General features: G+C 64.7%; 8 protein-coding genes and 1 tRNA gene. 3 read left to right on the top strand and 6 right to left on the bottom strand.

Annotated elements, in window-relative coordinates; translation table 11 throughout:
- Window positions 1–76: 76 nt before the first annotated feature.
- Window positions 77–1,165: a DUF3616 domain-containing protein gene (locus AC1D1S_RS14105; RefSeq protein ID WP_476994743.1), complete on the bottom strand. Its 1,089-nt coding sequence runs from the start codon at window positions 1,163–1,165 to the stop codon at window positions 77–79.
- A 498-nt stretch (window positions 1,166–1,663) separates the two neighbouring features.
- On the opposite strand from AC1D1S_RS14105, the gene AC1D1S_RS14100 reads away from it, so the two are divergent.
- Entirely contained in the window at window positions 1,664–1,792 is a 129-nt protein-coding gene (locus AC1D1S_RS14100) for a hypothetical protein (RefSeq protein WP_476994742.1), read from the top strand.
- Between the two features lie 1,393 nt (window positions 1,793–3,185).
- Window positions 3,186–3,956 (top strand): reverse transcriptase family protein, encoded by a 771-nt coding sequence (locus AC1D1S_RS14095; RefSeq protein WP_476994741.1) that lies wholly within the window; start codon window positions 3,186–3,188, stop codon window positions 3,954–3,956.
- Between the two features lie 351 nt (window positions 3,957–4,307).
- Here AC1D1S_RS14095 and AC1D1S_RS14090 read toward each other — a convergent pair whose 3' ends face one another.
- Window positions 4,308–4,628, bottom strand: a complete 321-nt coding sequence (locus AC1D1S_RS14090) for a helix-turn-helix domain-containing protein (protein ID WP_476994740.1) — start codon at window positions 4,626–4,628, stop codon at window positions 4,308–4,310.
- 488 nt (window positions 4,629–5,116) lie between these two features.
- Window positions 5,117–5,198, bottom strand: a tRNA-Leu gene (locus AC1D1S_RS14085).
- A 204-nt stretch (window positions 5,199–5,402) separates the two neighbouring features.
- Between AC1D1S_RS14085 and AC1D1S_RS14080 the strand changes: the two genes are divergently transcribed.
- Window positions 5,403–6,008, top strand: coding sequence for an ANTAR domain-containing response regulator (locus tag AC1D1S_RS14080; RefSeq protein WP_018772478.1), 606 nt, complete (start codon window positions 5,403–5,405; stop codon window positions 6,006–6,008).
- 152 nt (window positions 6,009–6,160) lie between these two features.
- Here the strand turns inward: AC1D1S_RS14080 and pyk are convergent, their stop codons facing one another.
- From pyk to gltB, 3 genes are all read right to left on the bottom strand, one after another.
- Complete coding sequence (gene pyk / locus AC1D1S_RS14075) at window positions 6,161–7,663, bottom strand: pyruvate kinase (protein WP_243179062.1); 1,503 nt, start codon at window positions 7,661–7,663, stop codon at window positions 6,161–6,163.
- 69 nt (window positions 7,664–7,732) lie between these two features.
- On the bottom strand, window positions 7,733–9,190 hold the full coding sequence (locus tag AC1D1S_RS14070; RefSeq protein WP_243179064.1) for a glutamate synthase subunit beta: 1,458 nt from the start codon (window positions 9,188–9,190) through the stop codon (window positions 7,733–7,735).
- On the bottom strand, window positions 9,183–13,044 hold a 3,862-nt coding region (gltB, locus tag AC1D1S_RS14065), incomplete at its 5' end, for a glutamate synthase large subunit (RefSeq protein WP_476994739.1). The genes gltB and AC1D1S_RS14070, both read right to left, overlap by 8 nt.

Genomic DNA, 13,044 nt, shown 5'->3' with positions numbered 1-13,044 from the left:
GCGCAGCCCGAGACGCACAGGCTCTGGCGCACGGTCTGCCGCTGGTGGAACGAAATCGAAGTCTTCATCGTCACCGTTACTCTCTGAGATCGAAGACATCGGCGCGGAAGCCATGCCTGCCGGTCTTGCGTTCATCAGCCGGCGTGTCGTACACCACCAGGGCCGAATTGCCGTGATCGAGCAACGTGATTCCCTCTGCGTGGTCCTCACGCTTTCCGAACGGCACATCTAGTTCGCATCGCAGGTCGTCTCTGGGCAGGACGGCCTCGACGCGGGACGTCAGCGCGTCCCGCCAGCGAAACACGGCCGTGCGGCCGTCGAGCTCCATGGTGGGTCCCGCCAAGACGAGCAGGTCGTTTCCGTGACGGCACAGATCCCGCACGCCCAGGCCACGCAGGTCGAGAAAGTGCTTGCGGTAGCGGCGACCCTCGGGACCGACCGGTTGCGGCTCGATGCCTGGCCCGTCGCCAACCTCGAGCTCGACGATGATCGCCCATCCCCGCAGCACCGGCCCGCGCAGCCCGATGAACACCCGGTCGCCCGCCACGGCGAGGCCCTCGCAGTCGATCCCGTTGTCCTTGCCCGGGATCGGACGTGACCCGCTGTCCGCCGAGGTCCGTATGAAGCCATCAAGGTGAGGGTCATCGGCCAGGAGATCCAACAAACCCCCGCGACCTCGGCCAAGGCCGAACACAGCGGGGCGTTGCTGCTCACCCGTCCGACTGCCGCCCGGTTCGAGGAGTGCCTCTGTCGAGAGCCGAGCCAAAACGCGTCGACGCTGGCTGATCTCGACTGTCGCCAGGGATCTTTGGGCCTCGGCACGCGTGGGTCGGTCCCGGACCCGCTTGCGGACCGAGCTGTGCGACCCCACCAGCCACAGCATGCCATCCTCGGCATCGAGGCCTTCGATGTCGATCTCACCCTCCCCAGGCAGCTCGAGGACATCGGTGAGATCAAAGCTGCGATGGGCGCGGGCTTGGTCGCCGTCAAGCGTGAGCCGTTCGAGACTGGTCGTCTCGTCGTTGGCGACCCAGAGGTGGTCGCCCTGACGGACGATCGCGGACAATCCATCGCGGAGGTCATCGTCCGGGTCGAGGGTGCTGCGCTGATCGAGGACGAATGTGATGTCGCCGGAGGGTTCGTCTGGCTCAGGCCATCCGGTCATCGTGGATCACCACATCGCCCGTCATGTTGCAGTCCCGGACGGGAGAGTCTTGTTGTTCGCATCGCGTTCATGGCTGGCGCTCGGCCCATCCTTTCAACTCCAATACTTGGCAAAATTCTGCAGCTCGGGCGTCGTGCCGACGCGACGCGGTTTCCTGTGATGGCGCCTCGGCCGTCGGTCATGGCAGCTTCTCCTTCACATATTCGATCGACCAAGACGGACGTCAGGGTCCGCGTTACGGACTTATGACCTTCAGCCACTGAGGTGCGGGTCGTCAGCCCGCGACGAAAAGGGTTACATATCCCAGCGGGCTTTGCTGATCACGATAGCCAAAAGCCGTTACTCGGCCGTTACCGCGGCATACGTCGCCACTCGATTGAGAGACCGGGAACTGTCGGGAAACGGTGGGACCGCGTACCCTAACGGACATGGTTGCAGGTGCTGGCCCACCCTGCAGGTCGTAAACCGTCTCTCGGTCCTGACCGCGGCGGTCGCGGGATGCATGATCTTGAGCCCCTGCGCCGCTCCGGCGCCCGAACCGACGGCCGCGGCGACAAGCTCATCGACAACGGCTGCACCGACCAGCGCGATGGCTGCAACTCCCACACCTTCAAGATGCCCGCCTAGGTTGGTTCGTGGAATCATTTGGTTTCGCCCGGATGGCGGGCTGGGGTTTGGTGCCCTGTTTCGCGGTGGTCAGGGTCAGGACTTCGGCGCTAAGTGCCTGGATCTGACGCTGGATGTCGGCCGGGTTCAGGGGCTTGTTTCCCGATGCTCTTGAAGCGATGTCCGAAGACGGGTTCCGCCGTCCCGCTGCCTCAGACGGCCTCGACGGGCTACAGCGCCTCCAGATGGAGTGGGCGACCAGGATCGCGGCTGTAGCTGTGGCCGCAGCCGTCGACGGGTACTACCTGATGCGCACTTGTGGATACCGCGAGCACATTGACGAGGTACTCGAGCGTCTCGACCCGACGATGCCCGCACCGACATCCCTACCGCTGAAAGGCGGATGTCCTCGCCGACCCCGGCTACCACATGCTCCACCATGCGCGACGGCTCCAGGCCCACGGCCAGATGACCATGGCGAAGCGGTGCGTCGCTGATGCTATCCGGGCTATAGCACAAACACCTAACGCCAGTGTCGACCAAGCGGCTCGGCAGGCGCGGGCCGACAACCGGCTTCGCGAGTGGCACATCGAACTGATCCGTGAGATCAAAGCTCTCCTACCGGCCTATATCGGCTGGCGCGAGTCCTTGGGCTTTCAGGTCGCTGGCGCGCTTGACCTTCGCATCGGCGGGGGTAATTTCACGACGCCCGGCCTTCCGTCCGCGACCCCGCGGGGGCCCGTCGCAACAAGAGATCCCTTCCTGAGACGACGAGAAGCCACTCAGAGCCACTTTTGAATGTCATCGCTGTCGTTGGCCCACACGCCATACCACCACCTGCGGCTTGGGGCGTGCCTGTGATGCCATCACGGATCAGGTTATAGGAAAGGGTTTCCTGAGTGATTCTGAGGCGCTAATGAGCTCGGTGACCAATTCCGGAGTCAGCCAGCCGTCTATGGGGTTGACTGCCGCTTGGACCAGGCGATCACCGAGCAACGTTTTGATGGCAAGGGCCACCTATCTGTTAACAACACCTGGCAACCGACGCGTTCGGCTTCGCCGGTGTTGCCGGCGGCCGCCAAGGCGTCTGCGATTCCGTCCAGCGCCTCCGCACGGTCGTCCCCCGTTGGTGATGGTGCCGGCGACGCGTTCGGCYTCRCCGGTGTTGCCGGCGGCCGCCAGGGCGTTTGCGATTCCGGCCARCGCYGACGCCCGGTACTTCTCGTAGGTGATGGTGCCGGCGACGCGTTCGGCTTCGCCGGCGACGCGGGGTGCGGCAGTTCAAGAGTGTGCGACTCGCACACGCCAGCACCTTAGTCGGCTTTGCCTTCATGCGTGATTTCCGCACCCCCCACTCCACGCCTGGAGGCTCTTATTGAAGGTTTTACCCCGAATCCGCAGCGTCAATAATCTTATGATCGCCGCATCCTTGCCAGACTCGTCCATCACCTGGCTTGGCTGGCCGCTCAACGTAATTGATTTGCACGTCCACACCACGCGCAAACCTAAGGGCGGATACCGGACCRTATGTCGGCCGCTTGACGAGGCTCTGCTCAGGCTCCAGAAACGGCTCAAGGAATTCATTGACCGAAAGGTCTTGGACCCGCATCCCAACGTTCACGGGTTTACCCGCGGACGCGGAACTTCAACAAATGCCAAGGCTCACCTAAACGCGCGCGCCCTGTTGACGGTGGACATCACGGATTTCTTTCCTTCAATAAGCCGTCAACAGGTTGACGCCGCTCTCCAAGACCATGGCGCCAATCCAACCGTTGCCGAAGCAATTACTAATGCAAGTACCTTTGGAGGGTCCCTTGCAACGGGCTTTCCGACCAGCCCGGTAGTATCAAGCCTTGTGTTTCGCCCCTTGGACGACAAGTTCAGATCGTTCTCAGCCGAGAACGGGCTCGTCTACACGCGATACGCGGATGACCTGACCTTTTCCGGACCAAGTGTGGGTGACGAGCACTCGGAGGTGATAACCGAACTACTGCTGTCGTCTGGGTTTCATACAAATAAGCGAAAAGTGCGTTTTCAGCGCAAGGGGCACCAACAGGTGGTAACCGGGCTCGCCATAGCTCACTCTGATCATCCCGGACTCCCGAAAGCGCAAAAGAAAAGACTGCGCCAAGACCTCTATTTTGCCGAGAAGGATGGTTTGCAATTTCGTAGCCCTGGTCCCTGAGGAACTCCGCCGTAGGCAGCCACACGTGGAGCACTTCGTCCAGTGTGACGCCAGCCCCTTGCTGATCGAAGTGAGCAGTCCCAACCTCGAATCCAGTGGCTTCCCTCAAATGGTCACGAAGCGGGACCAGATCCTCTGGGCGAATGTCAAGAGGGTTGCCAGCTTCTAGGAGTATCAAAGCATCACCCATGGAATACCTCCTCATATCTCAGCCAGCCCTTTCGATGACTTCCGCGGGTAGATCAGAGAATGTGGCGCGGGCTACAGTCGGCGATGAAATGGCTTCGCGCTCTGAGTAGTATCGCTCAGGCACCGGCGACTGTACGAGCTCCGTCTAGATGACTTCGCATGTCAACGGGAAGCCAGGCTTGTACACGGGATGGAAAAGCTGGTCACCCTGAATCTTCGTTCACTCAATGAGGTCCCCTTCGGCCTGCACGTCGGCTGGTGCCTTGGCGTCGTCAATGGCTTGGGCGCCGCGACGCGTTCGTAACCGGCTTGGATGTAGGTCTCGAGGTCGTCGCGGGCGATGCGCCCTTGGCCGCGCCGACCAATCTGCAGGGCCCGAATATCGCGGTTCTTGATGAGCCCGCGGATGGTGGATTCGTTGACGACGAGATCTTCGGCGACTTGGGCGACGGTCAGGAACCGCACACCCCAACTTGACGTCATTCTGTGGCCTCAGGACATCAGCCTGCAGTTCGGTTTTCTTCTTCTGACGCTCGGCGCAAAAAACTCCTCGATCGAAAGCTGACACACGCCGTGTGAAGCCGCTGATAAGGCAGACGTAAGTGTGGACTTTGTCCACACCCCATTTGACAGAACAAACGCCGGCGGCATTGCCGCCTCGGGCCGCCCTGAACCGGCCTCTTTCAAAGCCCTTGGTCGACTTCGAAGCAGTCATGTAGCTCCCGCTCCTCCGACACATGAATAGGTGTAGGCCACCCCGGGCCCACGCGACAGAACCGGAACGAGGAACCATATAACTCCAGCTCAGCAGGCGGAAGGCCCCAACCAGGGATTTGAACCCGCCACCCCACACACCTGAATAGGCTCCGCGGCAGCCAGGCCAAAGCCCGCACCCACAGCGTCATAGGGGCGCCACCACAAGCTTTGTAAACACGTTAAAGCAAACACCCCTCTGACGAGGGGCTATGCTGTGCCCGAGGTGGGACTCGAACCCACACACCTTTCGATACCGCATTTTGAGTGCGGCGCGTCTGCCAATTCCGCCACTCGGGCGCGGAGTACACCGGTGTAACAATCAGCCTGCCACAGTGCTGTGAGCAACGCGATCGCTTCCAGTGCGCGAAATTACTCTACATGCAGATAGGCTGAATTCCAGAATCGCGCCAGTGACGCCGCATCGAACCAAACCGGTCCAAGTACATGGCGGACAAAACCTATGATGGTTGAGTTCCCGCCGTACCTTTCCAAGGAGTTCCCGTGTCAGAACAGACGGAGTCAACCCCCACTTCCCAGCCGGCGCGCCGCGTTGTCGTCGCCGAGGATGAGACCCTCATCCGCCTGGACATCATCGAGATCCTGCGGGGCGAAGGCTACGACGTCGTCGGCGAGGCGGACAACGGCGAAAAGGCCGTCCAGCTTGCCGAGGAGCTCAAGCCCGACCTGGTCCTGATGGACGTCAAGATGCCGGTCATGGACGGCATCTCGGCCGCGGAGAAGATCGTCAAGGCCCGGATCGCCCCCGTGGTCCTGCTCACCGCGTTCAGCCAGAAAGAGCTCGTGGAGCGCGCCCGCGACGCCGGCGCCATGGCGTACGTGGTCAAGCCGTTCACCCCGGCGGACCTCATCCCGGCCTTGGAGATCGCGCTGTCCCGCCACGAGGAAATCAAGGCCCTCGAGAGCGAGGTCACCGACCTGCAGGAGCAGTTCGCCACCCGCAAGCTCGTGGAGCGCGCCAAAAGCCTCCTGACCACCAAGATGGGCCTGACGGAACCGGAAGCCTTCCGGTGGATCCAGAAGACCTCGATGGACCGCCGCCTCAGCATGCGCGAGGTGGCCGAAACCATCATCAACCAGGTCAACTAGCGGCCGGCGGTGCCGGCCGCGCTCCGCGGCCGGAAGCCGCGCACGCGAAGCCCCAAAGCACCAAGCACCAAGCGCCAAGCGCCAAAGCACCAAAAAGGGAGGATCCCCGCCAGCCGGCGGGGATCCTCCCTTTTGCGTTCAAGCTATCAGAACTAGGCCTGGACCCGGTTCTTCTTCTTCTTTTCCGGCCACGGGCCGAGCTTGTCCTTGGCCACGGCTGCTTCGCCCTGGCCGCCGAAGTCGGCGAGGTCGCCCACCTTGTGGACCTTCAGCAGGTTCGTCGACCCGGCCTTTCCGGGAGGTGAACCGGCGGCGATGACCACCAGGTCACCGTCCTCGACGACGTCGAGCTCCAGCAGGCTGCGGTCAACCTGGGCCGTCATCTCGTCGGTGTGGCCCACCATCGGGACCAGGACCGGCTGGATGCCCCACGTCAGCGCGAGCTGGTTCCAGACGTGCTCCACCGGGGTGAAGGCGAAGACCGGCCTGATGGGGCGCAGACGCGACAGGCGGCGTGCCGAGTCACCGGACTGCGTGAAGGTGCAGATGTACTTCGCTTCCAGCTGATCGGCGATCTCGACGGCGGCGCGGGTGATGGCGCCGCCGCGGGTCTTGGGCTTGGTGCCCAGCGGGGGAACGCGCTCCAGGCCGTGCTCTTCGGTGGACTCGATGATCCGGGCCATGGTCTTGACCGTCTCGATCGGGTACTTGCCCACGCTGGTCTCGCCGGAGAGCATGACCGCGTCGGCACCGTCCAGCACGGCGTTGGCGCAGTCGGAGGCCTCGGCGCGGGTCGGGCGCGGGTTCTCGATCATGGACTCGAGGACCTGGGTGGCCACGATGACCGGCTTGGCCCAGCGGCGTGCCAGTTCGATGGCGCGCTTCTGCACTATCGGCACTTCCTCGAGGGGAAGTTCCACACCGAGGTCGCCACGAGCCACCATGATGGCGTCGAAGGCGTCGATGATCTCGTGCAGCTGCTCCACGGCCTGCGGCTTCTCGATCTTGGCGATGACCGGCACGCGGCGGCCTTCCTCGTCCATGATCTCGTGCACGCGGACGATGTCCGAAGCATCCCGGACGAAGGACAGGGCAACCATGTCCACGCCGCGGCGCATGGCCCAGCGCAGATCGTCCTCGTCCTTTTCGCTCAGCGCCGGCACGTTGACGGCAACGCCGGGCAGGTTGATGCCCTTGTTGTTGGAAACCCAGCCGCCGACAATCACTTGGGCGACCACCTTGACGTCGTCGACGTCGATCGCGCGGAGGGCGACCTTGCCGTCGTCGATCAGCAGGGCATCGCCCGGGTTGACGTCCTCTGTCAGGCTCTTGAGGGTCGTGGAGCAGATGTCCTTGGTGCCCGGAACGTCCTCGGTGGTGATCGTGAACGTGTCACCGACCTCCAGGAGGTGGGGACCGTCGACGAAACGTCCGAGGCGGATCTTCGGGCCCTGCAGGTCGGCCATGATGGCCACGGCCTTGCCGAGCTGTCCCGCAGCCTTGCGGACGTTCTCGTAGGTGTTGTCGTGCACGGAGTAATCGCCGTGGCTCATGTTCATGCGTGCCACGTCAACGCCGGCTTCCAGCACGGCCAGCGTGTTGTCAAAGCTTGCGATTGCCGGTCCGAAAGTGGCCACGATTTTAGCGCGTCTCATATACCTACCCTACTGGTGTGTTGCATGGATTAAGTTGAAGTGCGGATGAATCCCGGAGGTCCTGTGGGACTACAGAACAGCCATCGCACGGTCGGTCGGCGCCACGGGTGCCGGCAGAATGGTGCTGCCCATCAGGAACTTGTCCACCGCGGCCGCGCAGGCCCGCCCTTCGGCGATGGCCCAAACGATGAGCGACTGGCCGCGGCCGGCGTCGCCCGCGACGAAGATGCCTTCAGTGTTGGTCATGTAGTAGCCGTCGCGTGCCACGTTGCCGCGGCCGTCAAAGTCGGCCTGGACCTGGTCGGTGATCCCGGCCGGCTCGGCGCCGGTGAAGCCCAGGGACAGGAAGACGAGGTCCGCCGGAATGATCCGCTCGGTGCCGGCCTTCGGCAGGCGTTTGCCGTCGACGAATTCCGTCTCCGCAACCTTGACGCCCCTGAGTTTGCCGTTTTCCCCGACGAACTCCACGGTGGAGGCGAGGTAGGTGCGTTCGCCGCCTTCCTCGTGCGCGCTGGCGACCTCGAACAAGGTGGGGAACGTCGGCCAGGGCTGGTGGCCGGCCCGCTCGACGGGCGGCTGCTTGCCGATCGCCAGTGTGGTCACGGACGCGGCCTGGTGACGGTGCGCGGTGCCGAGGCAGTCGGCGCCGGTGTCGCCGCCGCCGAGGATGACCACGTGCTTGCCCGCGGCATTGATCTGGTTCTCCACGGTCTCCCCCGCCACCACCCGGTTGGCCGGCACGAGGTAATCCATGGCGTAGTGGACGCCGTCGAGGTCGCGGCCCGGGATCGGCAGGTCACGCGGGACGGTGGCCCCGGTGGCGATGACGACGGCGTCGTACCGGCGGCGCAGCTGCTCCCACGTCACGTCGGTGCCGACGGCCACCCCGGTGCGGAACCGGGTGCCTTCGGCCTTCATCTGCTCCAGCCGGCGGTCCACCTGCTCTTTTTCCATCTTGAAGTCGGGGATCCCGTAGCGCAGGAGGCCGCCGATCTTGTCGTCGCGCTCGTACACGGCCACAGTGTGGCCCACCCGGGTCAGCTGCTGGGCGACGGCGAGCCCGGCGGGGCCGGACCCGACGACGGCGACCGTCTTGCCGGTCAGTCGCGCGGGCGGCAGTGGGTTGACCCAGCCGTTCTCGAAGGCCTGGTCCACGATGGACACCTCGACCTGCTTGATGGTCACCGCGGGCTGGTTGATGCCGAGTACGCAGGACGCCTCGCAGGGGGCAGGGCACAGCCGGCCCGTGAATTCGGGGAAGTTGTTGGTGGCGTGCAGCCGCTCCATCGCTTCGTCGCCCTTGTCCCGCCAGACGAGGTCGTTCCATTCCGGAATGAGGTTGCCCAGCGGGCAGCCCTGGTGGCAGAACGGGACGCCGCAGTCCATGCAGCGGCCTGCCTGGCTCTTCAGGACACCCTTTTCCTGGGCCTCATAGACCTCTTTCCAGTCCATGATGCGGACCGGGACGGGACGGCGCGGCTGGGTTTCACGCTGACGTACTTTCAGAAATCCGCGTGGATCAGCCACCGGTCACCTCCAGGATTCGAGACCAAACTTCTTCGCCGTCGGGGTCCAGGCCCTCTTCGATGGCGTCAAGACGGGTTTGCAGGACGGCCGCGTAGTCGCGCGGCAGCACCTTGGTTATGCGGGCTGCGGTGTCATCGAAGTTCTCGAGGAGCCGTGCCGCGAGYAGCGACTCGGTTTCCTCGAGGTGCTTGACGAGCAGCCCGTGGACGATGTCACGGTCCTCGGCGTCGAGCTCGCGCAGCTGCAGCTCGCCTGACTCGAGGGCCTGCTTGTTGACGCGCTCGGTCTGCAGGTCCAGCACGTAGGCCGTGCCCCCGGACATGCCGGCGCCGAAGTTGCGGCCGGTGCGGCCGATGATGAGCGTCTGGCCGCCGGTCATGTACTCGCAGCCGTGGTCCCCGATGCCTTCGACCACCGCGGTGGCGCCGGAGTTGCGGACCAGGAAGCGTTCGCCGACCTGGCCGCGGAGGAACAGCTCACCGCTTGTGGCGCCGTAGCCGATCACGTTGCCGGCGATTACGTTGCGCTCGGCGRGGAACACGTTGGTGCGGTCCGGCCGGACGATGATGCGGCCGCCGGAAAGTCCCTTGCCGACGTAGTCGTTGGAGTCGCCGAACATGCGCAGCGTGATGCCGGCCGGCAGGAACGCTCCGAGCGACTGGCCCGCGGTGCCATTGAGCGTGATGTCAATGGTGTCCGTGGCCAGGACGTCGGTGCTGAAGGTCTTCGTCACGACGTGGCCGAGCATGGTGCCGACGGAGCGGTCCGTGTTGATGACGTTTACGGAGATCTTCACCGGCGTGCGGTCGCTCAGCGCTTCGGCCGCCATGGCGATCAGGCGCTGGTCGAAGTGCTTGTCGAGTTCGTGGTTCTGGCCGGTGAGGTTGCGCAGCGGCGCGTCGTTGTCGAACTCGAGCCCGTGCAGGATCGGATCCAGGTCCAGCCCTTCGGCCTTCCAATGGTTGATCGCGTCGCGGGAGTCGAGCATCTCGGCATGGCCGATCGCCTCCTCGATGCTGCGGAAACCCAGCTCGGCGAGGATTTCGCGGACTTCCTCGGCAAGGAATTCGAAGAAGTTCACCACGAATTCGGGCTTGCCGTTGAACCGGGAGCGCAGCTCGGGGTTCTGGGTTGCGACGCCTACCGGGCAGGTGTCCAGGTGGCAGACGCGCATCATGATGCAGCCGGAGACCACCAGCGGGGCGGTGGCGAAACCAAACTCTTCGCCGCCGAGCAGCGCGGCGATCACGACGTCGCGGCCGGTCTTGAGCTGGCCGTCGACCTGCACCACCACACGGTCGCGCAGGCCGTTGAGCATGAGCGTCTGCTGCGTCTCGGCGAGGCCGAGTTCCCACGGGACACCGGCGTGCTTGAGCGAGTTCAGCGGCGAGGCGCCGGTACCGCCGTCGTGCCCGGAGACCAGCACGACGTCGGCCTTCGCCTTGGTGACGCCGGCCGCCACGGTGCCGATCCCGACCTCGGAGACGAGCTTGACGTGCACCCGGGCCGAGGGGTTGGCGCGCTTGGCGTCATAGATCAGCTGCGCGAGGTCCTCGATCGAGTAGATGTCGTGGTGCGGGGGCGGCGAAATGAGGCCGACGCCGGGGGTCGAGTGCCGCGTGCGGGCCACCCAGGGGTAGACCTTCTGCGCCATCAGCTGGCCGCCCTCGCCGGGCTTGGCACCCTGGGCCATCTTGATCTGGACGTCGTCCGCGTTGGACAGGTACAGGCTGGTGACGCCGAAGCGGCCGGAGGCGATCTGCTTGACCGCGGAACGGCGGGTGGGATCGAGCAGCCGGTCCACGTCCTCGCCGCCTTCACCGGTGTTGGACTTTCCGCCCAGCCGGTTCATGGCGACCGCGAGGGTCTCGTGGGCTTCCTTGGAGATGGAGCCGTAGCTCATGGCGCCGGTGGAGAACCGCTTGACGATGCTGGAAACCGGTTCCACTTCCTCAAGCGGCACCGCGGGACGCGAACCGGCCTTGAACTTCAGCAGACCGCGCAGGGTCATGAGGTTCTCGGACTGGTCGTCAACGCCGCGGGTGTAGGCCTTGAAGATGTCGTAGCGGCGTTCACGCGTGGCGTGCTGGAGCCGGAAGACAGTCTCGGGGTTGAACAGGTGGGGTTCGCCGTCGCGGCGCCACTGGTATTCGCCGCCGCCGAGCAGGGGCTGGTGCGGCAGTTCGATGCCGTTCTCGGGGTAGGCCATGCGGTGCCGGGCCAGGACTTCGGCGGCAATGACGTCGAGGCCGACGCCGCCGAGCTGGGAATGCGTGCCGGAGAAGTACTCGTCCACGAGGTCCTGGCCGAGGCCGAGCGCTTCGAAGGTCTGGGCACCGGTGTAGGAGGCCACGGTGGAGATGCCCATCTTGGACATGATCTTCAGGACGCCCWTGCCCAGGCCCTTGATCAGGTTGTAGACGCCGTCTTGCGGGGTGACCCCCACGACGTCGCCGGAGGCGATGAGCTGTTCCACGGATTCCATGGCCAGGTACGGGTTCACGGCGGAGGCGCCGTAGCCGATGAGCACGGCGACGTGGTGGGTCTCGCGGACGTCGCCGGCTTCCACCACGAGCGCGGTTTTGGTGCGGTTGGCGCTGCGCAGCAGGTGGTGGTGCACGGCGCTGACCAGCAGCAGGGACGGGATCGGGGCCCACTGGGCGTTCGAGTCGCGGTCCGAGAGCACCACGTACTGGACGCCGCGGTTGATGGCGCCGGAGACCTGCTCGCAGATTTCGGTGAGCCGGGCCCGGAGGGAGTTCTCGCCGCCTTCGGGGCGATAGAGTCCGCGGACCTTCATGGCGACCTTGCCGCCGTCGGCGCTCTCGATGTTCGCGATCTTGGCGAGCTGGTCGTTGTTGATCACGGGGAACGGCAGCGAGACCTGCGGCTGCCGGACCTGCTTGGTGTCCAGCAGGTTGCCGTTCGGGCCGATTGCGCACGTCAGGGACGTGACGAGCTCTTCACGGATGGCGTCCAGCGGCGGGTTGGTGACCTGCGCGAAGGACTGCACAAAGTAGTCGAAGAGCAGCCGCGGGCGCTTGGACAGCACGGCCACCGGGGTGTCCGAGCCCATGGCACCGAGCGGTTCGGCACCGGTGCGGGCCATCGGGCCCAGCAGGATCTTCAGTTCCTCGGTGGTGTAGCCGAAGGTGCGCTGGCGGATGTTGACCGAGGCGGCGGTGTGCACGACGTGCTCGCGTTCGGGCAGGTTCTTGAGGTCGATCAGGTTGTCCTTGACCCATTCGGCCCAGGGGTTCGCTGCGGCAACCTCGGCCTTGACCTCGGCGTCGTCGATGATCCGTCCGGCCCCGGTGTCCACCAGGAACATCTTGCCCGGCGAGACGCGGCCCTTCTTGACCACCTTGGAGGGTTCGACGTCGATCACGCCGACTTCGGAGGCGAAGACGATCAGGCCATCCTCGGTGATCCAGTACCGGCCCGGACGCAGGCCGTTGCGGTCCAGCGTGGCGCCGACAAGGTTGCCGTCCGTGAAGGAGACGGCCGCCGGGCCGTCCCACGGCTCCATGAGCATCGAGTGGTATTCGTAGAAGGCGCGGCGGGCCGGATCCATGGTGGCGTGGTTTTCCCACGCCTCCGGGATCATCATCATGATCGAGTGCGTGATGGGCCGGCCGGAGAGCCAGAGCAGTTCGGCAACCTCGTCGAAGGAGGCCGAGTCCGAGGCGCCCGGGGTGCAGATCGGGAACAGCTCTTCGGGTGAGTCCCCCAGCAGCGGGCTGGCGAGCTGGGACTGCCGGGCCCGCATCCAGTTGCGGTTGCCCTTGACGGTGTTGATCTCGCCGTTGTGCGCGATGGTGCGGAACGGCTGGGCCAGTGGCCAGGACGGGAAC

This window comes from Arthrobacter sp. P1_A5, from assembly GCF_056406825.1.
Note: the sequence above shows the minus strand (reverse complement) of the source record. Positions and strands in the feature narration are given on the sequence as shown.

Coding starts and splice junctions, on each gene's coding strand:
- AC1D1S_RS14105 (WP_476994743.1), bottom strand. CDS start 1,165: ATGACCGGATGGCCTGAGCCAGACGAACCCTCCGGCGACATCACATTC.
- AC1D1S_RS14100 (WP_476994742.1), top strand. CDS start 1,664: ATGCATGATCTTGAGCCCCTGCGCCGCTCCGGCGCCCGAACCGACGGC.
- AC1D1S_RS14090 (WP_476994740.1), bottom strand. CDS start 4,628: ATGACGTCAAGTTGGGGTGTGCGGTTCCTGACCGTCGCCCAAGTCGCC.
- pyk (WP_243179062.1), bottom strand. CDS start 7,663: ATGAGACGCGCTAAAATCGTGGCCACTTTCGGACCGGCAATCGCAAGC.